The organism is Spiroplasma apis B31 (assembly GCF_000500935.1).
Taxonomy (GTDB): domain Bacteria; phylum Bacillota_I; class Bacilli_A; order Mycoplasmatales; family Mycoplasmataceae; genus Spiroplasma_A; species Spiroplasma_A apis.
The window spans coordinates 832,743-858,539 of record NC_022998.1 but is presented as its reverse complement, the minus strand read 5'-3'; the positions used below and the strand labels follow the sequence as shown (position 1 = coordinate 858,539).

At 27.7% G+C, this 25,797-nt stretch carries 18 protein-coding genes and 5 tRNA genes; 19 read left to right on the top strand and 4 right to left on the bottom strand.

Going from position 1 to position 25,797, the window contains the following annotated elements; genetic code table 4:
* Positions 1 to 2 precede the first annotated feature (2 nt).
* The 10 genes from SAPIS_RS03710 (at position 3) to SAPIS_RS05570 (ending at position 8,362) form a co-directional block, all read left to right on the top strand.
* Positions 3 to 890 (top strand): lysophospholipid acyltransferase family protein, encoded by an 888-nt coding sequence (locus tag SAPIS_RS03710; RefSeq protein ID WP_023789782.1) that lies wholly within the window; start codon positions 3 to 5, stop codon positions 888 to 890.
* 37 nt (positions 891 to 927) lie between these two features.
* Positions 928 to 2,238 carry a thymidine phosphorylase gene (locus SAPIS_RS03705; RefSeq protein WP_023789780.1) on the top strand — a complete coding sequence of 437 codons (1,311 nt, stop codon included), beginning with the start codon at positions 928 to 930 and terminating at the stop codon, positions 2,236 to 2,238.
* 310 nt (positions 2,239 to 2,548) lie between these two features.
* The gene (locus SAPIS_RS03700; RefSeq protein WP_023789778.1) at positions 2,549 to 4,651 is read left to right on the top strand and encodes an MOLPALP family lipoprotein; all 2,103 of its coding nucleotides are present in this window, start codon (positions 2,549 to 2,551) and stop codon (positions 4,649 to 4,651) included.
* 659 nt (positions 4,652 to 5,310) lie between these two features.
* Positions 5,311 to 5,386, top strand: a tRNA-Thr gene (locus SAPIS_RS03695).
* Between the two features lie 11 nt (positions 5,387 to 5,397).
* Positions 5,398 to 5,481, top strand: a tRNA-Tyr gene (locus SAPIS_RS03690).
* A gap of 12 nt (positions 5,482 to 5,493) precedes the next feature.
* A tRNA-Gln gene (locus SAPIS_RS03685) sits at positions 5,494 to 5,568 on the top strand.
* Positions 5,569 to 5,580: 12 nt separating this feature from the next.
* Positions 5,581 to 5,656: transfer RNA gene (locus SAPIS_RS03680), tRNA-Lys, on the top strand.
* Between the two features lie 14 nt (positions 5,657 to 5,670).
* Positions 5,671 to 5,759 (top strand) — tRNA-Leu (locus SAPIS_RS03675).
* Between the two features lie 543 nt (positions 5,760 to 6,302).
* The gene (locus tag SAPIS_RS03670; protein ID WP_023789776.1) at positions 6,303 to 7,958 is read left to right on the top strand and encodes a lipoprotein; all 1,656 of its coding nucleotides are present in this window, start codon (positions 6,303 to 6,305) and stop codon (positions 7,956 to 7,958) included.
* 278 nt (positions 7,959 to 8,236) lie between these two features.
* Positions 8,237 to 8,362 (top strand): hypothetical protein, encoded by a 126-nt coding sequence (locus tag SAPIS_RS05570; protein ID WP_268744265.1) that lies wholly within the window; start codon positions 8,237 to 8,239, stop codon positions 8,360 to 8,362.
* A gap of 56 nt (positions 8,363 to 8,418) precedes the next feature.
* On the opposite strand, the gene SAPIS_RS03665 is transcribed toward SAPIS_RS05570, so the two are convergent.
* The 4 genes from SAPIS_RS03665 to SAPIS_RS05370 all read right to left on the bottom strand — a co-directional run bounded on the left by SAPIS_RS03665 (position 8,419) and on the right by SAPIS_RS05370 (position 13,038).
* Complete coding sequence (locus SAPIS_RS03665; RefSeq protein ID WP_023789772.1) at positions 8,419 to 8,880, bottom strand: lipoprotein; 462 nt, start codon at positions 8,878 to 8,880, stop codon at positions 8,419 to 8,421.
* 209 nt (positions 8,881 to 9,089) lie between these two features.
* Entirely contained in the window at positions 9,090 to 9,881 is a 792-nt protein-coding gene (locus tag SAPIS_RS03660) for a lipoprotein (protein ID WP_023789770.1), read from the bottom strand.
* Positions 9,882 to 10,305: 424 nt separating this feature from the next.
* Positions 10,306 to 11,355 carry a lipoprotein gene (locus SAPIS_RS03655; protein WP_023789768.1) on the bottom strand — a complete coding sequence of 350 codons (1,050 nt, stop codon included), beginning with the start codon at positions 11,353 to 11,355 and terminating at the stop codon, positions 10,306 to 10,308.
* Between the two features lie 525 nt (positions 11,356 to 11,880).
* On the bottom strand, positions 11,881 to 13,038 hold the full coding sequence (locus SAPIS_RS05370) for a lipoprotein (protein ID WP_023789766.1): 1,158 nt from the start codon (positions 13,036 to 13,038) through the stop codon (positions 11,881 to 11,883).
* Between the two features lie 237 nt (positions 13,039 to 13,275).
* Between SAPIS_RS05370 and rpmG the strand changes: the two genes are divergently transcribed.
* From rpmG to SAPIS_RS03605, 9 genes are all read left to right on the top strand, one after another.
* Positions 13,276 to 13,419 carry a 50S ribosomal protein L33 gene (gene rpmG / locus SAPIS_RS03645; protein ID WP_023789764.1) on the top strand — a complete coding sequence of 48 codons (144 nt, stop codon included), beginning with the start codon at positions 13,276 to 13,278 and terminating at the stop codon, positions 13,417 to 13,419.
* Positions 13,420 to 13,468: 49 nt separating this feature from the next.
* On the top strand, positions 13,469 to 14,539 hold the full coding sequence (locus SAPIS_RS03640) for an aminopeptidase P family protein (RefSeq protein ID WP_023789762.1): 1,071 nt from the start codon (positions 13,469 to 13,471) through the stop codon (positions 14,537 to 14,539).
* A 5-nt stretch (positions 14,540 to 14,544) separates the two neighbouring features.
* The gene (gene uppS, locus SAPIS_RS03635; RefSeq protein ID WP_023789760.1) at positions 14,545 to 15,252 is read left to right on the top strand and encodes a polyprenyl diphosphate synthase; all 708 of its coding nucleotides are present in this window, start codon (positions 14,545 to 14,547) and stop codon (positions 15,250 to 15,252) included.
* A gap of 2 nt (positions 15,253 to 15,254) precedes the next feature.
* Positions 15,255 to 16,304 carry a phosphatidate cytidylyltransferase gene (locus tag SAPIS_RS05510; protein WP_023789758.1) on the top strand — a complete coding sequence of 350 codons (1,050 nt, stop codon included), beginning with the start codon at positions 15,255 to 15,257 and terminating at the stop codon, positions 16,302 to 16,304.
* The gene (gene dxr, locus SAPIS_RS03625) at positions 16,305 to 17,438 is read left to right on the top strand and encodes a 1-deoxy-D-xylulose-5-phosphate reductoisomerase (protein WP_023789756.1); all 1,134 of its coding nucleotides are present in this window, start codon (positions 16,305 to 16,307) and stop codon (positions 17,436 to 17,438) included.
* Entirely contained in the window at positions 17,439 to 18,683 is a 1,245-nt protein-coding gene (gene rseP, locus SAPIS_RS03620; RefSeq protein ID WP_023789754.1) for an RIP metalloprotease RseP, read from the top strand.
* 15 nt (positions 18,684 to 18,698) lie between these two features.
* Positions 18,699 to 23,141, top strand: a complete 4,443-nt coding sequence (locus SAPIS_RS03615) for a PolC-type DNA polymerase III (protein ID WP_023789752.1) — start codon at positions 18,699 to 18,701, stop codon at positions 23,139 to 23,141.
* A gap of 70 nt (positions 23,142 to 23,211) precedes the next feature.
* Positions 23,212 to 23,703, top strand: coding sequence for an LSm family protein (locus tag SAPIS_RS03610; RefSeq protein WP_023789750.1), 492 nt, complete (start codon positions 23,212 to 23,214; stop codon positions 23,701 to 23,703).
* A 62-nt stretch (positions 23,704 to 23,765) separates the two neighbouring features.
* Positions 23,766 to 25,787 (top strand): cysteine peptidase family C39 domain-containing protein, encoded by a 2,022-nt coding sequence (locus SAPIS_RS03605; protein ID WP_023789748.1) that lies wholly within the window; start codon positions 23,766 to 23,768, stop codon positions 25,785 to 25,787.
* Positions 25,788 to 25,797: the final 10 nt, after the last annotated feature.

Below are 25,797 nucleotides of genomic sequence, written 5' to 3'. Positions count from 1 at the left end.
AAATGGAAAAGAAAAATGAATTAAAAGCAAATGAAGTAGCGGTCTCTGACCAAAAGCAATTACAAGTTAGAAAAGAAAGAAAAGAAAGAGAAATTGTTTCTAAATGAAGAATCTTTTTTAGTGCTTGAACGATATGAAGAACTGTAAAAAAAGCTAAAAAAATGACAAAAAAAATAAAAACAGACCCTAACATGTATTCTGAGGAGTATCGTTATAATTGAGTCAAGAAAAAAATCAGAAAAGTTCTTAAGATTGCAAATGTTAACATTTCAGTATTTGGTATTGAAAATTGATTAGATAGAGGAATAGTATTAGCACCAAATCATCAATCAAATTTAGACCCAATTCTTTTATTAGCAATTAATGATTATTCATTGCAACAACCTGTTGCATTTATCGCAAAAGAAGAATTATGAACAAAAAAAATATTTAAGCATTTTATGAACTTAACTGATAACATTTCATTAAATCGTGATAGTCCTAGAAGCGCCTTACAAGCTATGAAGGAAGGTAAAGAACTTATCAACCAATATAAAAGAACTGTTGTAGTTTTCCCTGAGGGTACAAGAAGTGCTAAACAAGAAATGAATGAATTCCTTGGGGCAAGCATGAAAATTGCTCAAATGGCATATGCACCAATTGTTCCAGTAACAATTATTGATTCTTGCAAACTATTTGATAAAAATAGGCCAAAAAAAATAGAAGTTAAGGTAATTTTTGGTAAACCAATGATGCCTGAAAAATTTATATCAATCAAAACAGAATTATTAACTAAAAATGTTCAAAAAGAAGTTCAAAAAAATATGGATAAATACATAAATTTTGATCCAAAAGCAAATGGCTTAGTTCCTAAAAAAGTGGACAAAAAAAATAAATGTAGCTTTTATTAATATTTATCAATCTTATAGATTGGAATAGGTGAACGTAATGAGCTTTGTTAAGATCATTGAAAAGAAAAAAAATAACATAGAACTATCAAAAGAAGAAATAACATGATTAGTAAGTTCATTTACTAATGGCTCTTTAAAAGATTATCAAATGTCTGCGTTTAATATGGCAGTTTGATTTAACTCAATGACTAAAAATGAAATATCATATTTTACAGAAGCTATGGTAAATTCTGGAGTAACTTATAATTTAGAAGGTGTAAATGGGCCAACTGCCGATAAACATTCAACTGGTGGTGTTGGAGACAAAACTAGTTTAATTTTTGCACCGCTAGTAGCTGCATTTGGGGTAAAAGTTGCCAAATTATCAGGAAGAGGCTTAGGGCAAACTGGTGGAACAATTGATAAACTTGAAAGTTGTCCTGGTTGAACAGGTGAAATAAGTGAAAGCAAGTTCAAACAAATTTTAAAAGAAGTTGGACTTTCGATTATGAGTCAATCCGAAGATATTGTACCAGCTGATAAAAAAATATATGCATTAAGAGATGTTTCTGGTTCTGTGGATTCAATACCTTTAATCGCTTCAAGCATCATGTCTAAAAAACTGGTAATACCAGCTGACAAGATTATTTTAGATGTTAAAGTAGGAAGCGGAGCATTTATGAAAACATTCGACGACGCTATTGAGTTGTCAAAGACTATGATTAATATTGGCCTATCTCATAAAAGAGATGTAACTGTTATGATTACAAATATGAATCGTCCTTTAGGAAGAACTATTGGAAACGCTTTAGAAGTAAGAGAAGCGTGGAATACACTTAATGGTAGTGGACCTTCGGATTTGATAGAATTGTGCGTTAAAGCAGCCAGCATAACGCTTGTAGAGTCTGAGATATTTGAAAATCTTAACTTAGCTGAAAAAGAAATAATGAAAGTATTGAAATCTGGTAAAGCAGCCAACTTGTTAAAACAATTTATAATAGCGCAAGGTGGAGATTTCTCGGTTATCGAAAATTACGATAAAAATTTTAAAACAGCCCATACTATCGAAATACGTTCTCCTAAAAAAGGTTATATTAATTTCAAATCTGCTGAATCATTAGGCCTTTTATCAATGGAATTAGGTGCGGGTAGAAAAACTAAAAATGACAAGATAGATTTCGCTTCTGGCATATATCTAAATAAAACAACAGATGATTATGTAGAAGAAAACGAAGTCGTTATGACATTATTTACAAACAAAGACAATTTAGAGAGTTTTACATTACAAGCTCATGCTGTAATAGATATTTTACCTCAACCAATAAAAGAACCATTAATCCTTAAAATAATGAACAAACACGACATTTAGCATCGTGTTTTTTTAATATGTTTTTTTGAAACTAATTATCAATTTTCAATTAGTACTAAAAAATCAGCACCATACTTATTTTTAAAATTTTTTCAATATTCTCAAATTTGTTTTACATTTTCTTACACTCGTACTTTATAATGTAAAATTAAAAAAATCAAGGAGGTGTGTTGATTTTAAAATGTTGTCGGTGAATAAGAATATAAATAAACAAATTTGATTAACAAACCTTTTTAGTAATACTTTTACTATATATTCCAGTTAGTCATTTTTACTAAAATAAAAAAAATATAAGGAGAGACAAAAAAATATGAAAAGATTATTAAGTTTAATCGGAGCAATCAGTATTGGTGCTTCGACGAGTGCAACAGTTGTTGCATGTGGTACTAAAAATACTCAATTAATAGACTCAAATAACGAACAAGATAAAAGCGTAATTACATCAAAATTGATGTCACAAACGGCAAAAGCTTTGTTTATGAATCAAAATGAAAACATCGATTACAATAATAAGCACATAAGTACTTCTTCGATATTAACCTCACTTGTACAAAATAAAACATTGAGCGAATTAAATATTACAGAAGTAGGAAATTCAAATGATATAAATGTAAATAGTAAGTTTAATGATGTTTATAATACTTACTTTGATAAAAACTTGATGGCAAAAGAGTTAAACTTGTCAGATAATATTTACCAAAGTGATGTCAAAGCTCTAGATAATGAAACTATTGAGTCATTGAAGAAAGTTACAGATCTTTTACCAACAATATTAAATTTATGCACAAATCCTTCTAGTTTAGGTCAATTGCTTTTAATGTTAGCAAAAGACCCTTCAGTTATTACAAATTTAATTTCAGAAGATACTTTAAAATCATTGGCAAAAGTACTTGATAATGATACTCTAAAATTATTTGAGAAAGCTTTTAGCAGCGATATTTATAAAGACATGACATATCAAGATTCACTTGATTCTAGTGTTATTGGATTAGCAAACGCTGTAAACAATCTATTTTCGAATGAAGGTTCTGATACATTGAAGTATGATACAAAAGATGATATAAACTCAAATTATGATAAAGCAATAGATTCCCTTGCTAATAATATTTCTTATCTAATGAGTGGTGAAAAAACAATTAGTTTTGACATAACTAAGAATATTAAAGCTATACCTGAAGTTATTAGATTTGTAAGAACTTTATTATTGCCGCTTGATCAATTCAAGTTTGAAGATATTACATCCAGAGCAATGACCTTAAACGAGGTTGGTGCCATGAGGGATACAAAAATTGTTTCTAACAAAATAGATATAAAAAATATTTTCAACATATTAAATGCTTTATCAACTGATAATGAAGGCTTCATCTTAAAAAATATAGTAAACTTTCTTTTGGGAACTGACGACAAACTAAATATTAGTTACATTGATGCAATATTTGGAACTGTAAAATATAAAGGAAACAAAAAAGGCGGTTTAATCAAATTAGTTTCTAAATTTGTTGAAAAACTTAATAAAGCAGACTTTGTAGAATTCTCTGTTGTTGCGGGACTAAAAGTCAAAATTTCAATTGATTTTATTATAAGAGCATTTTTAAATATGGGTCTAGGGCAAAATAAGGATGATAATGGTTTAACTAGTTATGTTGAAGATGGTACAATCACCGCTGATACATTATTAGGTGTTGAAGCTCTACCAGATTTCTTAAAAAATGTTATAAAAGCAGTAAACGAAAACAATGACTGAAATAAGTTTGCCTTAAATTGAGTTGGGTATTTATGAAATAATGATAATAAACACTTAAATTTAAGTTTAAAAAGTTATTTAGACAAAACTGTTGGTGAGATAGTAGAGATGTTTCAAAAACAACCAACAGATAAAGCATTAGGATTTGATCACGTAACAAATAATGCATTAGATATGATTTCTAATAAGAAATTGTCAGATATTTTCAAAGATTTAAAAGATTCTACAGAAAAAGTTGAAAAATCTACAGTTGATTTCGATACCTTAGCAAATTTATTTAAAAGCATGTATGAAAATGATGCCTTACAAAATGCTCTTAACGATGTTAACCATTTATTTAAACATTTAGGACTAAATGATGATGGAAGTTTTGTAGAGTCATCAGTGTTAAGTAATGTAATCAAAATGGGTGCAGAAAATAAAGATTGATTAACTCCTCTAATTGGTTGCCTTGATAACTATATAAATGAAGAAATTACTAATTTAAGCACTATTAAAGAAAAAGTTTACAAATATTTTAAAAAGCTAACTGTTGATATTGAAATAAATGCAGAGAATGATTTTATTTATAAGGTATCAGATGGGAAAATTACTAACATATTTAATATAAAGTTGAAAACAACCAACTCTAAAGCACAAATAAGTGAAATAAGATTATTAAAAAACTAGTCATCATTAATGACTAATAAATGTAACTGAATACTCATTGAACATTAATATGTTTAATGAGTATTTTATTTTGTGAATTATTCATTAATTTAGATTATTTTTTAAAACTTTTATAAATCAAAACAACTTGATACCACTTTATGGGGCTTCAAAGCAATCACAAACAAAAAAACCTAGAATCACATCTTTTAAGTCTATTTTTGGTTGTTTATGACCCTTATATAGGGCAAAAACACTATCTTTGCTTAGCGAAATGAGTCTAAATTATTGATCAATAGATTATTTATTATAAGTAAGTATTTTTTATAAATATTATTTACAAAATAATTACTCTTTATTGATATTCTGAACAAAATAAAATATAATTAAATATGTCTGGAACAGGTTTAAATATAGCCCATGTTGTTTATTTAGCCCTATCAAATAAGCATTTTTATAAATTTAATTATAATAATAGACTTGTTTTGGATTAAATCTTTTAAAAGTGCTCCGCCCAGAGTACTTTTTATTTTCTTTACTTACAAGTTACATTTTTTTAGTCAAATGTAAATAAAAGATGATTACTCATTTTTTTAAAAATTAATTAAAATTTATTGACATAATGACTTATTATTTTGTATAATTGAAAAGGTTCTTATCTTTAAGAATTATCAGAAGACGCTGACTTAGCTCAGTTGGTAGAGCAATTGACTAGTAATCAATAGGTCGAAGGTTCGACTCCTTTAGTCAGCACCACTTATTATCTTGGGGAGATAGCGAAGTGGCTAAACGCGGGTGGCTGTAAACCATCTCCTTTCGGTTCGGCGGTTCGAATCCGTCTCTCCCCACCATTTTTTTATTATTGGGCTATAGCCAAGCGGTAAGGCAAAGGACTTTGACTCCTTCATGCGCCGGTTCGAATCCTGCTAGCCCAGCCATTTTATCAATACGTCTCGTTAGCTCAGTCGGTAGAGCAACTGGCTTTTAACCAGTGGGTCATAAGTTCAAGTCTTATACGGGACACCATTTTTTATTAATACCCCCGGGTGGCGGAAGTGGTAGACGCACTGGACTTAAAATCCAGCGATTTTAAACGGTCGTGCCGGTTCAAGTCCGGCCCCGGGGACCATTTATAGGACTTGATAAGACACATGTGTGTCTTTTTTTGTTTTCTAGTTTTGAATATTAATAACAATCATACAAGTAAGCACGGAGGATATTTTTTTTCATAAAATGGAAAATATTTTAAAAAAAGTTACTGAAAAGAGTAACTTTTTTCTTTTAATAAATATAAAATACTTTATGTCAATAATGTGATTTTAAAAGACATTATTATGAAGAGAGGTGTAATGTTAAAGTAAGATGATTGTTTTATAGTTGAAAAAAGTAATTTTTTTATAGGTCTAAAAATTACTTTTAAAATTTATAAAAAGTGTTTTATATAAAATCTTGTTTAAAATTTTTTTAATAATTAACTAATTTGACTTTAATATAATCAATTAACTATAGTTAAATAATTTCCGTTTTTTTTAAACTATATTAATTTGTCATTTAGTTATTTTTTTAATAATAATTTTATTGATCATAATATTTATATTAAATAATAAAAATATTAATTTCATTAATGTGAACAAGGACTAATTTTAATTAGTCCTTATTAAAGGAGAATATAATGAAAAAATTAATAGGATTATTAGCATCAATAGGACTTATTTCATCTACTGGTTCAGCTGTAATTGCATGTGGTGGTACAAAGAATAAGTCTGAGGAAAAACCAAAAACACCCACCGAAAATTTAGGAACTGTTAAAACTGATATTAATGAAATAACAAGTAAATCTCAAAAAGTTAAGATAACTGTCAATTTAAAAGATACTTTAGCACCAAATCAAGAACTATCTCTATTTTCTGACAAAGGTGATAAATCTTTATTAGAACTACCCAAAAAGCTTACTAAGGATTTTTTCGATAAAAAAGTTTATACAGGTACAATTAAAGTTAAAGATTTTGGTATTGTAACTGAGAAACTATCTGTTAAGATTGGTGATAAACTAGTTGGATCAGAAGTTTCAATAAAAATTAATATAATAGGAGATGTAAATCTTTCTTCTACAAAAATTGCAAGTAGTTCTGATGAAGTAACTTTAAATGTTGAATTATCTTCAGTGTTGGCTGGTAACGAATCTTTAGAAGTTATTTCTGATAAAGGAGATAAATCTCTTTTAAAACTAAGTAAATTTGTAAAAAATGAAAAAGACCCGAAATTTTATACAAGTATCATCAAATTGAGTAAAAACGTTGATGGTACAACTACAGAAATGTTAACAGTTAAAAAAGGGGACAAATTAGTTGGAAACGCTACTCCCATAAAAATAATGCCGGTTGGAGAAGTAACTCTTAATAGCAAAATCATTACTAGTAAAAAACAAAAAGTAGATATTACAGTTGAAATAAATAAAACCTTAAATGAAACAGATAAAATAGTTGTATCTTCTGATAAAGGTACTGAGTCAGTTCTTCAAATTTCTGAGTTTACAAAAAAAGGTAGCTATTTTAAAGGTACTATTAGTTTGAAAAACTTAAAAGACGTGCCATTTACTACTGAAAAGTTAACTTTTAAACTTGGAAATGATAATATCGGACATGGATTTACTATAGAAATTAAGCATTTTGGAGAAACATATGCTTCAAAAGCCATTTTTAATAAAAAAGATGATACCAGTAAAATAGAAGTTATATTAAACAAACCCTTAGGGAAAGGCGAAAAGTTATATATATCAAAGTCTAAAGAATCAAACTTTGATGTTACTGATTTAGTAATGGACCCAGAAGATAATAAAAAATATACTATAGATGTATCAATTAAACCAGAAGCAATTGGCTATAGTCCTTTGAAAAAACCAACAACAGAATTTATAGGTATAGTAATTAATAAAGACAACAAATCTAGTGTTGTAGGTTTACCTTTACCATTTGTTTTTGATTATCATAATGTTGAAGTTTCGATGCTTTCTAGCTTTTTAAAAGATGTTAAGTTAAGTCAAAGTGTAGATCTAAAAAACCAAACACAAGTTAAAGACGATTTTATAAGTTATGTTGATAAATTGGTAAAGTCTTATAGCTCTCTTTTTCCTGTATTAAAAAAACTGGATATAAATAAACTTGTTAATGAAATAGTTAAAATTGAATATTTTAATGATAAGAAAGAACTAGCAAAAGATAATATTGATACAGTAAGGTCATTTACTTTTGAAATTATAAAGGGTAAAGAAGACTCATTAAAAGGATTACATTTAACAGGTAAAGCAGAGGCGTATGTAAGCAAATAAATACAATTTTATAGAACTATCAAATATCAATTACTCTAATAGAGAAAACCCAATAGAGAATTTAAAAAAAATCTACATTAAATTATGTAGATTTTTTATGTAAAACTCAGTTGTAAGAAGAAAATTAAATAACGAATTAAAATATAAACCTATAAATCTAAGATAAATTACTCATCGTTTTTTAAATAAAACACATAGAATCTTGGAAAAAATATGAGCATTAAAAAACAATACTCAATACATTTTATTTACAAATCAAGTAACCAAGAAGTTGATTTATGTATTATTTAGGCATAATTCAAATGTGAAAGCGTTTTATGGTTGATGCATACAATGAAAGACGTCATAATAATACGGGAGTTAAAATAAAAAAAACACCAACCATTGTCGGTGTTATCCTATAATATTTAAAAACTTGTTTCTAAAATATAAATGAGATTATTTATTGTTTTTACGCAACTTATTCTCCAATATTATCAAGTGCAATTGTTATTGGTTCTCCAATAAATAAATAATTATCGAAGAAGTCTGCTTTTTTGATACTTATTTTTACACTTTCTTTATTTTCTGCTACTTCAAATTCAAAAATTTCTTTAATGTTTTGTTCGAAATCTTCTAAAGTAAATTCATAAACTTGTTCGTCACCCTCGTACATAAGAGTTTGATAAAATGAGTCATCACCACCTGCTGTCAACGCTAGTGCGTCTAATATTAGTTTAGAAATATCTGCTAATTCTTCTTCTCCGTCATATTCTATAGATTCGACTCCTTTGAACACAAAGTCTAGTTTAATTTCATTTTTAGCCGCCTCTTCTTTTTCGGGAGTTTTACTTTCTTCAGTTTTTTTACCACATGCTACAACAGATACACCTGTTGAGGCCACCATCCCTAGTGCACCTAATAATCCTAATAATTTTTTCATATATTTTTCTCCTTTTAGTATATTAATATTTAATACACATATAAATATAATACACAAAAAAGTGAGAATAATTTTCAATATAAAAAAATTTTTAGATTTTAGAATTCTTTTAAAAATGAATGTTAATGCTAGACATTTTATAATTAAACTTTTTATTAGAAGTATAAAAAAACCTAAGACTTTCGTTAAGGAATCTTAGGTTTACGATTTTATTTCTTATTTATGTATTTATTAAAGTCTAAATTGTAATTATACTTTTTAAAATTTGATAAGCTTTCTTTTTTATCTTCAGAAGGTTTCGAACCATCAATTTTATCTGCTATTTTAATTTCTATTTGATCTTGATTAAGTGCATCATCGAATGTTTTAAATCATTTCTCTAAAGCTTCTTTATGATTGTTGTTAGTTGCACCTTCAAATCCTACTTCTCAAAATACAAGTTTACCATTTCTAACCAAAAGATAGAATGGTGTCCCTCTATTAGAAGATAAGTAGGTTTTAACTCTATCTTCAGCAATCTTATAATATCTTTTATAATTGTCTTCAATTTCTGGTTTTGTTTCAAATCTTACTTTTATATAAACTTTTACTATTTGTTCAACGATCCAATTGTAGATATTTTTACTTCAATTTTCATTTCAATTATTTGCTTTTTCATCAGTAATAAATTGATGAAAATCTATTTTATTGTGTTTTATTTTTCGACCAAAATCAGTCAAATCACCGTTATTTATTTCAGATTCATTACTATGTTTTGCATTATATATACTATTAGCTTTAGCTAATAGTTGCTCTAATTCATTGTTGGTCATTTTTAATGTGTCTTCAAATTGTTGACAGTAATCACAATCTTTGGCTCCAATGTACAATAAAAAACTATCTTCGTTTTTTATTCATGATTTAAATTCTCTAAAGTTAGCGTTACTACTACAAGCAACTACTGAAACTGTAGATGATGCTATTAAAGTAGTTGCAGTAAGTATACTGATAAGCTTTTTCATTTATTCACTCCTAAATATCAATATTATTTTACACATTTTTGAACATAAACTTTATATAATTTCTAAAAAAGGGGTAGGAGGGAATGGCAATGTAATTTGTGTTTTCCTTCTTTTTAATGGTTTATATATTAACTTTATTGAAAAGTTTGATAAATTTTATTATAAATAATATTAAAAAAATAACGAATAAAGAAACTCCACACTATTAAGAGATATTACTCATTTCGTAATCAAAAACAATCGAATTTTATAACATGATAATTATTCATATAAATTTACATAACTGCTATATCTCATATCTTTTTTTAAACAAAATCTAGAGCAGTGTTAATTAATATAATAACAATTAAAAAACGCTAGCTTATGCTAGCGTATGTTTCTAAAACTTATACTTTTTAACTTACTTTGGTAAGATTAAACGTTTTTAATTAACTTTGAATGTAATTTCTGTATCTTTATCATTTTGGATTGAACTATTAAATTTATATTTAAGTTTAACTGATCCAGATTTAGTGTTTTTATCATATTTAACTTGGTCTAGCTCAACATCTTGACTTTTAAAAGCATTTTTTAAATTATCATCATTATATTTGAACAATAATGCATTTAAAACTTCATCTTTTAATTTATTTTCGTCAGTTAATGTTATATTTCCTAAATTAAAATCCTTTATTATTTCTGATATTTTTTTCTTTTCAGCAAGTTTTACTTTCGCTTCTCCTACAACATGATAATCCTCAATATCATTAGCATGACCATCTTTAACTGTAATTTTAATTGATGCTACAGCATTATTTCCAGTAACTTCTTTTCCTGAATTATCTAAATGAGTTATTTGTACCATATTTAAAACTGTTTGTGCATCCAATTTTATAAATCCTTGAACAATTTCTAATTCTAAAACATTTTTCACGTAATTCTTAACTGCTCCTTCAATAAAAATCTTGTTAGACATGTTTCCAGAATCTATTGAAAGAAATCCTTTATTTCCGAATGGATTGAATCCTCCAACTAACCCACTTCCATTAATGAAATCCCCAATAAGACTTAGATCGAATTCACTTCTTGGTGAAATTGATATTTCAGTACTTTTATTTGTTGCTTTTCCATTCAAATTAACAATCAATTTTTCTGTAGTTTCTTTTTGCGGTAAGTCGTCTTTTAAAGTGATTTTGAATTCATAGATTTTATTGTTCTTATTGTTCTTTACACCATCGGCAATTTTTAAAATTGATTCATTACCTTTGTCACTTGTAATTGTTAGTTTATCAGAAGATGATAACGCTTCTTTTAATTTAACACTTACAATAGATTCTCCTGATTTTTTACTAATAGTATCATTGTCTGTTGTTACAGACATGATTGTAGCATTGCTTTCTCTTGTTTCAGTGGTTGTTTTTCCACATGCAACAACTGTTGCACCAGTTGATGCAACCATTCCTAATGCTCCTAATAAGCTTAATAATTTTTTCATTTTTCTCCTCCTTATATAATAAATTTATTATATATAAACTAATATTACACTATTAAGATTTAACAAAGGTTGAAATAAAAGTTTTTTTAAATCATTAAATTTCTTTTAAAATTATAAATAACAAATGTTTCTTAGATAAAAGATAAATAATTAAAAAAATAAAAAAGCTTTTAAGTTTCTATTATATGTGAAATATGAATTAAATCATTTATATCAATTCATTTATTCGTGAGTAAATAATAAAAAGTACAAAATTACAATCAATTTTTATCTAGTTTTATCAATTTAAAATAATTAATCAATAATCAAAGTTTTTGCTTTTGTTCAATTACTTTTAAAATAGTGAATAAGCTTTTATATATGATGACTTTTGTGAATGTTATTCCTATAAGTGTTGTGATCATAAAAGAAATAATATAACCATTTATAAAATTAATATAATGATTTAGGAAATAAAAACACTAGCTAGAACTAGTGTTTGTTTGAAAACTTTAATTTATTTTTAATATATAAATGATGTTGAACTTATGCAATTGTAAATTTGATATCTATCTCTGCATCGTTTTGAATTGAACTATTAAACAAAAACTTAAATTTAGTTGACCCAGTCTTTTTTTCTTTGTCAATTACAACTTTGTCAAATTCAATATCCTTAGTTTTAAAGGCTGTACCTAGTGGTTCACTATCATTTTCAGCTAATAATTTTTCTTGTAGAGCTGTCTTTAATTCTGTCTGGTCATCAAGATTCTTGAATGTCATTTCTCCTAAATCAGAAGTTGTAATAAGCTCTGATATTTTTTTCTGTTCTGCGAGTTTTACTTCGGCAGTACCAAAGGCGTGATAATCATCTATATCATCGGCATGACCTTCTTTTATCGAAATTTTTATAAATGCAACTTTTTCATTGTTGGTTATTATATTTTTTGACTCATCTAAATATTCGATATTCAACATATTAATAACTTTTTCAGCATCTAATTTAAAAATTAACTTAACTATTGGTATGTTTAAAACATTTTTTACATATAATTTTATTGCTTCTAAAATAGCATTTTGGTTAGACATATTTCCAGATGTGATTGATAAAAAACCTTTATTACCGAACTTGTTAAATCCTCCTACAGTACCTTCTCCATTGATAAATTGGCCTATAACACTCAGATCAAATCCACTTCTTGTAGATATTGACAACTCAACACTTTTATCAGTAGATTTTCCATTAAAGTACGCAGTTAATGTTTCTGTAGTTTTTTCTTTGGGTAAATCATTTTTGATATTTATTTTAAACTCATATATCTGACTATTTTTACTATTGGGTACACCATCAGCTATTTTTAATATTGAGAGGTCACCTTTATCACTTATTAATGTAAGTTTATCAGATGATGACAGATTTTTATTTAATTCTACTTTTACAGTTGATGTCCCTGCTTTTTTATCTATAGTTTTCTTACTAATTGTTACAGATTTTACTATGTTATTTTCTTCTTCTGGTTTATTTTCTTCTTCTGGTTTATTTTCTTCTTCTGGTTTATTTTCTTCTTCTGGTTTATTTTCTTCTTCTGGTTTATTTTCTTCTTCTGGCTTTTTTTCTTCTGTGTCTTTTTTTCCACAAGAAACAACTGTCGCACCAGTTGATGCCAACATTCCCATAGCTCCTAATAAGCTTAATAGTTTTTTCATATTTTTTTATCCTCCCTATATATAAAATACATTATATATGTGTTAATAATACACCTTATAAGTTTGTCTATAAGAACATTAAAAGGTTTTTTAAAACTATAAAATAATTTAAAATGAAAAAAAGAAAATCTTTTTTCAAGAATATATCTAAAAAAAGTAAGAAAAATGTTATATTTTATAGTTTTTTTTGATATCATTAACTTGCTTATATCTTAAATAACCAAGGAGGCTATTACTATGCGCGAAGGAGTTATCTTACGTTGTTCAATCTGCAAAGAAGAAAATTATATTGCTAAGAATGACAAAAGAAAAGAAAAAATCGAAGTAAAAAAACATTGCTTTAAATGTAATGCACATCAAGTACATAAACAAAAAAAATAGGGATGCTTTTTGTGTCTCTTTTTTTTAAGCTAAATGAGAGGAATATATTATGAAAAAAGAGCTTTTATTAAAAATATTAGAAGAAAACAATGCGGAGGCTATTTTATTGTACTCTCCCCAAAATAGATACTGATTCTCAAGATTCCCATCTTCGTTAGGGTATATTTTATTTACAAAAAATAAAAGCTATCTATTTGTTGATGGAAGATATATTACTGCTGCTAAGGAAAGCAACTTATTATTGAATATTGATGAGATTGTTGGTTTTGGAAATCCTTTTCAATTGATGAACAATATAATCAAAGAGAATAATATCAAAAAAATAATATTTGAGTCAGATTGAGTATTTGTCAACGAAGCCAAAAGGTTTGCTAAATCATTAGATGCTGAGTTAGCTGAATATAACTTTGAAGCGGTTAGAATGGTTAAGGATAGTTGAGAGATCGAACAAATTAAAAAAGCTTGTGAGATAACACATCAAGTATTTTTAGAAGTTTTGGATTATGTTAAACCTGGTATTACTGAATTACAATTAGCTAGATTTGTTAGTGACTCATTTTTGAAAAACGGAGCACAAAAACTAAGTTTTGATACGATTGTTGCTTCTGGAGTTAATGGTAGCAAGCCACACGCTGTACCAACAGATAAAGTGATCGAAGAAGGGGACTTTGTAACCTTAGACATGGGTTGCTACTATAATGGTTATTGTTCAGACCAGACAAGAACATTTGCAATCTATAATGATCAAAATGTTAAAATGAAAGAGATTTATCAAATAGTTTATGAATCTCAACAAGCAGGTATCGATGCAATAAAACCAGGTGTTTTGGGTAAAGAAATTCATAAAATTTGTTTCGATTACATCGAAGAAAAGGGTTATGGACAATATTTCACTCATGGAACAGGTCACGGTTTGGGTATAGAAATTCACGAAGAACCTTATAACTCTGTTACAGGTGATAAACCATTAGTACCTGGAATGTGTGTCACAGTTGAACCAGGAATTTACATCCCTGGTCTTGGTGGAGTTAGAATTGAAGATGATATTTTAGTAACAGAATCAGGATATGAATATTTAACAACACCACTAAGATCATTGCAAATTACAAAAAATAAGTAATTTCTATGAAAGAATTGAATCATGTAGCAATTATATTGGATGGCAATGGTCGTTGGGCAAAGTTACAAAATAAAAATCGAACATACGGACATAAAGTTGGTATAGAAAAAATATTTTCAACTATTATGATTGCAAAAAAACATAATATTAAGTTTTTAAGTTTATTTTGTTTTTCCACTGAAAACTGAAACAGACCAAATATTGAGGTTAAGTATTTAATGAAGTTTCCAGGAGAAATATTTAGCAAAGAAAAACAACAAAAATTTATCGATGAGGGAATCAAAATAGTTTGGGTTGGAAGAAGAACAAAAGTTCCTAATGCAACTCGTAAATATCTTGAAAATATTGAAAAAAAGACAGCAAACTTAAATGAAATAGTTGTTAATATTGCCATTGATTATGGAACTAGTGAAGAATTAGAAAACAGTTTGAAGGCTTTGTGTCAAGAAATCAAAAAAAACAATGTTAATGTTGATAATCTACAATATAATGACATTAGTAAGTACTTTTATACGAAAGATTCACCAAATATTGATTTTTTGATTAGAACTGGTGGCGAAAAACGTTTGAGTAATTTTATGCTACTACAAGCAGCATACGCAGAATTGTATTTCACAACCACTTTCTGACCAGAATTTGATGAAATACATTTTGAAAAGGCGATAGAGGATTATTATAAAAGAGATAGAAGATTTGGAACAATTAAGGAGTAGTTATGAAAAATAAAATGCAAGACAACAATAATTTCGAAGAAAAAAACCTAGATGTTAGTTTTAAAACAACAACAGGTATGAGTGTTTTAAAAGTTAGAACTTTGTCTGCTATTATTTTGTTAATACTATTAAGTTTATATGTTTTAACTGGTGCCTTATATTCTTATCTACCGAACTCAAAAAATATTGAAATTGCTTCTTATTTTTCAATATTAATGAATATTGCAGTACTATCGATCAGTATTTTTGAAATAAATAGGGCATTAGGTTTTAAAAAGTGATATCAACAACTAATATTAATAAGTTTAAATGTGATTTTATATTTTTTCCCTGTGTCAAAAGACTTATATAATTTCTCATTTTATCGATTATTAAATATGGACAACTGATTTGCAACCTGACAATTTACCTTACTTTTCCCGATGATTTTTCTTTTCTACATCATTTTAGGATTACTAGATAAGTCTATAGGGTTTAAAAATACAGGAATAAATTTTGTAATTTGTTTACTGATAACATTTGGGATAAAGGCTTTTACAATCACTTCTTTAGATTTACAAAGACCTTACAACACAACTCCTGAATATTCATTTAATACAGCGGTTTGAATATGGTTAATGATCATATTTGCTGACACTTTTGCATATATTGGTGGAGTTAATTTAGGTAAAACACCTTTAGCTCCTAAAATAAGTCCAAAAAAAACTTGAGAAGGTGCATTAATAGGTTTATCTAGTGCAACAGTATTTGGGATAATTTATTCTGTAATTTTTTTATATTTATTACCAGATTTTAAACCATTTAATTCAGCTATTTCTGAATTACAATCAAGATCTGGTAATAACTACACTGTTATAGCATTTTATGTGATTTTTAGCTTATTATTTCCGATAATTGGTTTGTTTGGTGACTTACTATTTTCATGAGTGAAACGTAGCGCAAATATTAAGGATTTTTCAAAAATCATCCCAGGACATGGTGGATTCTTAGATAGAATGGACTCGGTCATTTTATCATTTGCTGTTCTATTTTTGATAATAGTTTTCGTATAGATGAAAAAATTAATTTTATTTGGTGCTTCGGGTAATGTCGGTCAACAAACAATAGATGTTTTAACATTTAAAAAAACCGAGTTTGAAATAGTTGGTTTGAGTGTTGGTAACAATACAAAGAATTTGAAAGAAATGATAGCTACTTTTCCAAATATTCAAATGATTTACGTTTCACAAGATCCAGAAAAATGACAACAAGAGTTTCCGAATGTTAAATTTATAAATGATGATATTTGTAAACTATTGACTTTAAAACATGATATTGTTGTTAATGCTTTATCAGGTTTTTTTGGTCTTAAAGTAACCCTAGAAGCAATTAAGAAAAACTCAATTATTCTAAATGCTAACAAGGAATCTTTTGTGGTTGCGGGTGATTTAATCTCGAATTTATTAGTTAATCATGAAAAGGCTAAAATTTATCCCCTAGATTCAGAACATTGTGCTATTTTTCAATGTCTCGATAGTAAAAATAAACCAGAAATCCTTTATTTAACAGCTTCTGGTGGTCCGTTTAGAAGCATTTCGCTTGAGGAAACTAAAAATGTTACTTTAGAAAGAGCTTTGAATCATCCAAATTGAAACATGGGAGCTAAAATCACTATTGATAGCGCTACTATGTTTAATAAAGCATTTGAAATTCTTGAAGCATTCCATTTGTTCAAAATCAAAAATATTTGTACGTTAGTACATCCTGAATCGATTGTACATTCTATGGTAGGTTATGCTGATGGTTCGATAATATCACAAATGTCGGTGCCAGATATGAAGCAAGTAATCAATTATTTTCTTGAATATCCACTGAGAACTAATTTTGAAGGACAAAAAAACTTAAGTTTTCAAAAAAACTTAAGTTTAAATTTTAGTGAGATAGATCAAAAAAGATTTCCACCAATTAAAATGGCACTATCAATTCTTGGTAAGGAAAACTCAAAAGCTATTGCGATGAATGCAGCAAATGAGATATGTGTTGATTATTTTTTAAACAATAAGTTAAAATTTAATCAAATTACAGAAATTGTTTTACAAGTATTTGAGAATACGGAGAATATAATATTGAATACATACGAAGATATTTCGAATTTTGATTCAAAAATACGAAAAAAAACAATACAATTAATTAATGAGGTAAATTAAATGAGTAGTCTAATGATCGTGCTTGGATTTTTTGTTGGAATCTTTGCATTACTAGCTTTAATAACAATACATGAGTTCGGACACTTTATTGTTGCCAGATTATCTAAGGCATATGTATATGAATTCTCGATTGGATTTGGACCAAGAATATTTGTTTTTAAGGGAAAAGAAACTTGAATATCAATCAGAGCATTCCCATTAGGTGGTTATTGTTCAATTGCATCAGATAAAGTTGATCCACCAAAAGACCGCGAAGATGTGGTTGTACCCAAGGAAAGACAGATGGATTATATTGCTAGATGAAAAAGATTTTTTTTCATTATTGCAGGTCCACTAATGAATTTATTTATTGCATTACTTTTATTTACAATAATATTTGCCAGCACCCAAGTTAAAAAGAATGATATGTCTTACTTCGGAGCTAAATATGACCAAAATAAAATCGCATATAAACTGATTGAAAAAGAAGAAAAAAAGCTTCTCAAAACAGATAAAGTCGATATCAATCAACAATATGTTATTTGAGGTTGAACTTTAAAGGACTTTGATACAAATGAATTTATTTTTGATAATATTTGTGATGAAACAACTAAATGCGACGATAAGATTAATGAGATAAGTTCTCAACAAGCAGTCGATTACAAAAAAACGGTCTATAATTTTATCGATAATTTGAAACGTAGTGAAAACCATAAAAATGTACAAATTATGTTCCAATATAAAAAAGTAGATAAATTCTCAGGTTTAGCCTTAGATGGTTACAAAGATGGAAGAATTACTGAAATGTCAAGTACGGATATAAATGACAATTTATATTATGAATCTGGACAAAATGTTGGTATTGCTTCGCCTGATAGGTTTTATAAATCATCAAACGAAGCTTATCTTGCGGGTTGAAAAGAAACATTTGATCAATCATTATCGATTATCAAATCACTAGGTATGATATTTACTGGACATTTTTCTCAACTTTCAGGACCAATTGGAATAGCTGGACAAACGGCAACAATGTTGCAATCAGCAGATCAATTTTTCTTATATGTTGCAATGATTAGTGCTAATTTATTTATTTTGAATTTGATGTTTTTCCCTCCTTTTGATGGTTACAAAGTTGTAGAACTTTTCATAGAAATGATTATTAGAAGAGAAATTCCTCAAAAGTACAAAATTATTATTTACACCATTGGTGGGGTCTTATTTTTGGGATTATTAATCGCTGTTACTATAAAAGATTTTATTGTTTAACTATTTGGAGGAAAAATGGATAAAAGTTTGAAGGAGTTTTTCGATAAATTAAGTATCTTTTTAAGTGAAGAGGAAACTCTTTATTTTAAGGATGCTCATTTATATAAAAAATCTGAATTCATAAATTCTTTAAAAATGTTACGCATATTTGTTAAGCTTAAAGATTTCTTGCCGATTATTTTACTTGAAAGATTAGAATCAGAGTTAGTTAACAATACATTTTTACCAACTAAACTAAACTTACAAGTTGAAAATACAAACTATAATAAAGAGTTAATTTGAAATTATATAGAATACATAAAAGATAAAAAAGCTGAAGTCAAGACGGGTACAATTAAAACTCTTTCTCCAAAACTAATAGAATACAATGTTGATAATAGAACGGTTATTTTTTATGCTGAAAATGAATTAGAAAAAAATCTTCTCGATATGCATTCTGATTACTATAAAAATAAATTAATCAAGTACGGTTTTACAAATATCAACTTATCTGTTATTGTTAAAAATGATTTAGAGTCAAATGCATTGAATGACGTGAAGAAAATGTACGAAGATGCTTCGTTTTATAATGAAAATCATTTAAGACAAAATACAACTGTTGTTGCAAAAAAACCTAAATATAAATCTACTAAAGTTCTTTTAGAAACTCCAACTTATGAGAGTATTGCTGATTTAGAAGAAAATGCTCAAAATGTCACAATACATGGTCAATTAATTTCAAAAAGTGCTCGTGTTTCTAAAACCGGAAGAAAGATATACCACCTTCCAATAACAGATGGTAAATCATCAGTTTTGTGTGTCTTTTTTCAGTCAGACTCTAATCCAACTTATTTTGATGAATGTACTGATGATAACAAAAGTTTTTTTGCGGGTTATGAAGATCAAATAATAAACAAAGATGATTGAGTAGCTTTCAACGGAAAATACATTTACTCAGAATATGAAAAAAACTATATTTTTTACATAGATAAATTTCAGAAAATTGAATCAAAAACAGTTTTAAGAAATGATAATGCAGTTGATAAAAGGGTGGAACTTCATACTCATACCAAAATGAGTGCAATGGATGGTGTTAGTTTTGTAAAAGAATATATTGAAACTGCTAAAAGATGGGGTTGAAAAGCCATTGCTATTACAGACCACCTAAATGTCCAATCATTTCCTGATGCCTATTGGGCGTTAAAAAATGCAAATGATTCTATTCAAAGCGATCAAGATTTAAAATTAATTTATGGAAGTGAAGTCGTTATGTTGGATGACGATTTCTGATTTGTAAAAAATCCTAAGCAAACTAAACTAAGAGAAGCTAAATTTGTGGTATTTGACTTAGAAACAACAGGTTTATCACCAGAATATGACGAAATAATTGAATTTGGAGCCAATGTTTACGATTATAAAAATGGGACTTCTAAAAAGTTTGATATTTTAATTAAACCATCAAAACCTATTTCAAAGTTCACAACAGATTTAACTAATATCACAAATGAAATGCTTGAAGATAAAAATACAATCGAATCAGAAATAGGAAACATAATGGAAATAATTAAAGATGGAATTTTAGTTGCTCACAACGCGAACTTTGACTTTAATTTCTTAAACGTTTTGGCCATTAAGTTTGGATATGGAGAATTAAAAAACACAGTAATTGATACTTTAACACTTGCACGTAGTCTTAAACCAAAGTTAAAGAACCATCGATTAGGAACGGTTGCTAAGGCTTATGGAATATTATATGACGAAAAAATTGCCCACCGTGCAGATTACGATGCTGAGGTTCTAACTAATCTTTACGAACATATGTGAAGTGATGCAAAAAAAATAAGACCAATTGACATTGATAGTGATTGAGACTTGTTCAGAAATAATCCTTATGAAGAAGAAAACCATAAAAGAGTTAGAGGTCATCACTTAAATATCATTGCCAAAAACCAAGAAGGACTAAAAGATTTATATAAAATAATTTCGTTATCTCATACAAAAAACTTCTTAGGTAGTCCAAAAATATTCAAAAGTGCTATTTTAGAATTTAAAAACCGAAATAACATACTAATTGGTGATGGTTGTGTTAATGGGATGGTTTTTGATTATGCACGTACAGGCACTAAAAAAATGCTACGTGAAGCAATAAGTTTATTGGATTATATTGAAATACAACCTTTGAGTGTCTATAAAAAACTAATACAAGTAGGAGATTTAACTCTAGAAGATTTGAAATTTTATTTAAAACTTATAATTACAGAAGCTAAGAATTTGAATAAATTAGTTGTAGCTACGAGTGATGCACATTACGTTGACCCTGATAAGAAAATTATTCGTGATATTTATATCAATACAAAAGGACTAGGTGGAGTATATCATCCGTTGTATGATTTCAAACAAAGAGTAAAAGATAATCCTGATCAACATTTAAGAACTACTTCTGAAATGTTGAAAGAGTTTGAATGACTTGATGATGAAGAACTTGTGAGAGAACTTGTAATTACTAATCCAAATCTTATTGCAGAAGTTATTGACTCTGGTATATGCCCGATTAAGTTTGGTTCTTTTCCACCGAATATCGATGACGTTGATAAAATGCTTGAGGATGAATGTTATAAAAATGCGAGATCACTTTATGGAGAAGTGTTACCAGAAATTGTGGAAAAACGCTTACAAAAAGAGTTAGAGTCAATCATAAAACATGGTTTTGCTGTCGTATATTGAATAAGTCACTTGCTAGTTAAAAAAAGTCACGAAGATGGTTATTTAGTTGGAAGTAGGGGTTCTGTTGGTTCATCATTTGTAGCAACAACCTCGAATATAACAGAGGTTAACCCCTTAAAAGCACATTATCGTTGCCCGAATTGTAAATATTCTGACTTTAACACACCACCAGAAGTGAAATGTGGTTATGATTTAGAAAAAAAAGTTTGTCCAGAATGTAACAACGAAATGATAGGTGATGGTCATGATATTCCCTTTGAAACATTCCTAGGTTTTGATGGTGATAAAGTACCAGATATTGATTTAAACTTTTCAGGTGAATATCAACCGATTGCTCATAACTTTACCAAAGAAATGTTCGGAGAAAATAATGTTTTCAGAGCCGGTACAATTTCAACAGTGGCAGATAAAACAGCTTATGGATTTACAATGGGTTATTTTGAAAAAAAATTTGAAAATCAATCTCAAATTAGGAAAGTTGAAATTGAAAGATTAGCCAATCTTTGTACTGGTGTAAAAAGAACAACAGGTCAACACCCCGGAGGAATAATTATTCTTCCTAAGGAATACGAAATTGAAGATTTCACACCTGTTAATTATCCAGCCGATGATGATACGAGTGAATGAAAAACAACACACTTTGATTTCCACTCAATTCATGATAACTTATTAAAAATGGATATTTTAGGTCATGTTGACCCTACCGCTTTAAGAATGTTATATGATTTAACGGGTGTAAATCCAATAACTATACCTACAAATGATAAAAAAGTTTACTCATTATTCTCTAATTTGTCAGCTTTAGATATAAATTCAGATGAATTACTTGGTGAATCAACTGGGGCCATTGGATTACCTGAATTTGGTACTCAATTCGTTAGAAATATGTTGAAGGAAACTAAACCACAAACATTTGCTGATTTAGTCCAAATTTCTGGTTTGAGTCATGGTACTGATGTCTATGTTGGTAATGCTCAATCTTTGATCAAAGATGGAACAGCTAATATATCTACTGTAATTGGTTGTAGAGATGACATAATGGTTTACTTGATGTCAATGAATTTAGATGCATCTACAAGTTTTAAAATTATGGAAAGTGTTCGTAAAGGCAAAGGGCTTAACAAAGAATGAATTGATATGATGAAGGCACATAGTGTTCCTGATTGATATATCAATAGTTGTTTGAAAATAAAGTATATGTTCCCTAAGGCGCATGCAACTGCCTATGTTTTGATGGCATACAGAGTTGCTTGATACAAAATTTATTATCCAGAAGAGTATTATGCAACTTGATTTTCTACAAGATCAGATTTTTTTGATTTAGAAACAACCATAAAAGGACCTGAGGCAATTAAGTCTAAGTTAGAAGACATTAAACAAAGACAATTTAATAAAATGCCTGTCTCTGCAAAAGAAGTAGGGCTTATTACAACTTTTGAAGTACTTCTTGAAATGTATGCAAGGGGTATAACAATGGAAAATATCAATTTTAATATTTCTGATGGTATGAGATTCAAAACAGTAATTAACCAAGAAACCGGAAAAAAAATACTATATCCGCCTTTCAATGTAATAGATTCTTTGGGTGAAGCAGTTGCTAATTCAATAGTTAACGCTAGAAAGATAAGACAAATTACAAGTGTCAACGACTTAAAACAACGAACTCAAGTAACCCAAACGCAATTACAAATTTTTGCTAAGTTGAAAATTACAGATAATCTAAAAGATGATGAGCAACTTGCATTCGATTTTTAAAAAGTCTTTTAAAAGGCTTTTTTTGTTTCTAGTTTTTAAGATAAAATAACTTTGGTAAGGAAATTTAAAAATGTCATTGAAAATTATTGAAGAAAAATATAAAAAAAATATAGAGATCATTTTGGAGAAATATGGATTTGATTTATATGAATTAAATTGAATTTTTGATTTTGAGTCAAATGTTTTACAAGTTTTAGTTGAGAACATCGATAAAAAATCGATGTTCATAGATTTCGACCTACTTGTAAGCGCAAATGAGGAAATTTCTAATTTATTAGATAAAGAGGATATCATAACCGATAATTATATATTAGAAGTATCAAGTGCTGGTGCTGAACGCCAAGTAAAAAAAGAAGAAGTTCTAATAAATAATATCGGAAGCTATTTCTTTGTCAAATCTAATATCAGTTTTGAAGGAGTTAATGAATTTAATGCTTACTTAGATGCTTATGATAAAGTTTCAAAAGATTATACTTTCTCCTTTTTTATTAAAGGAAAACCAAAAAAAGTAAAACTTAAATACGAAGACATAAATTTTATAAGGTTTGCAATAAAGTTTTAAACCTTTTTTTTTTTTTTTTTGCAATAAATTTATTTTTGTGACGATATATCTAAGGGGTATTTATGGAGCTTAAATTTGTTAAACAAAAAAGTGCAAAAGATTGTGGTCTAGCTGTTAGTTCGATGTTAATAAACTATTATCACAAAAAAAACTTTTCTATTGAAGAACTACGTTTCCAGAATACTTTAGAAGATAGTGAAATGAGCTTGCATAATATTGAAAAATTACTAGAAGTTTATAAAATTGAATTCAAGTCTTTTTATTGTGAATTCGAAGAGTTCTCACAGCTTGATATATCTAATCCAGTAGTTGTAAATATTTTGAATGCCAATAAGGATGAACATTATGTAATTGTATATAAAAAGAAAAAAAATCATTTTTTAGTAGCTGACCCAGATAAAAATGATATATTATGAGTCAAAAAAGAAGAATTGGCATCTGTTTATCAGGGTTATTTTTCTACAACAAGTCTTTTAAAGAGGATTACTTTTAAGAGTAACAAATTAATATCATGATATAAGTTACTTGGTTATTATTTGAAAGAGATTTTAATGATTCTATTTATATCTTTGTTTTTAAATCTTTCGATATTATTATCAAATAATTTTTTAAAAATTTACTCTTTAAATGTAGGTCTAGAGGATTTTGATGATCTTAAAAAAGTTTTTTTGGCATTTAGCCTTTTGTTTGTCTTTCAAATAGTTATTAGTTTTGTGGTAAATAAAATAATTTTTTATATACAATCCGACTTGAATAAGCGAATTTTCATTTTTTATAAGGATAAAATATTAAGCATTAACATAGAAGATTTTGGTTCTGTTTCGAAAGAAGAATGACTAAACAAACTTAAATATATAAATGTAATGTCATCATTCATTGTGCAAACTACTTTGACTATCCCAATACAGTTTGTTCTCTTCTTTATGTCACTAATAATGCTTTCTATGATTTCAAATTTATTATTAGCAATCATTTTACTAGAAAACTTGGTATCGGTATTTTTATCCTTTGTTTTCTTTTACTTCATCAGAGATACTAGTATTAAGGCTAAGAGAAAGAATATAATTTTTGGATCAATGTTTAGAGAAATTATTGATGGATATAACGAGATAAAATTTAAAAAAATGTCTTCATATTTTTCAAGAAATATTGAAAATAACTTCAGCGAAGTTAATAACATAAGTAAGTTGTCTAATAATCAAACGAGTTTAAATAGTCTGACATCCAGCTTATTAAGTAAGTTTTTCTTTCTTGTTATTTTTTATATTTCTGCGTATATGATAACAAATAATGTGTATAAGTTTAATGAACTTCTGTTTTATATCTCTATTTCGCTTTATATAAATAGTTTTACTAATTCACTAGCAGGATTAATATTCAACTATCAAGAGATAAAAATCGCTTCTAGTGAGCTTAAGTTTATTTTTGATACAAGTGTTGACAAGAAAACTGAGAGCTTAAATAGTAAAATAATCTCAATCAAATGTGAAAATATTTACAAGTTCAAAAATGAGTCCTGTTTGATTAAAAATGTTAGTTTTGAGTTTAATAAAAACACTTTTATAAAAGGTAATTCAGGATCAGGAAAGACCAGTTTACTCAAATTAATTTCAGGTAATATTCAAAATTTTGAGGGCAAGGTTTCATATAACAATGTTAGTCATTCTCTCTTAAATGAAGAAAAATTAACCTCAAAAATTTGTTACATAGGACAATATGACTATTTATTTAATGATACAGTTTGAAAAAATCTACAGTGTTTTCAGAATTTTATAAATATCGACTACTTCAAGGATATGAATTTTTTAGAAATTTTAGAATCTCATAATATTGACATCCACAAAACAATAGTTGATAATGGGAGCAACTTGAGTAAAGGTCAAAGACAAATGATTAATTTTTTAGGTTTGTTTTTTGTGGAGAAAGAGGTTTATTTGATAGATGAACCTTTAAGTAATGTTGATCGTAAAACAGCAAGAGTGTTGTTAGAAAAATTTATAGAGTCTAAAAAAAATAGTTTAATTATAATGACAGATCATAATCTTGATTATCAGAATTTATTTGAAGAAAGTTTGGTGTTGTAATATCTCTAAT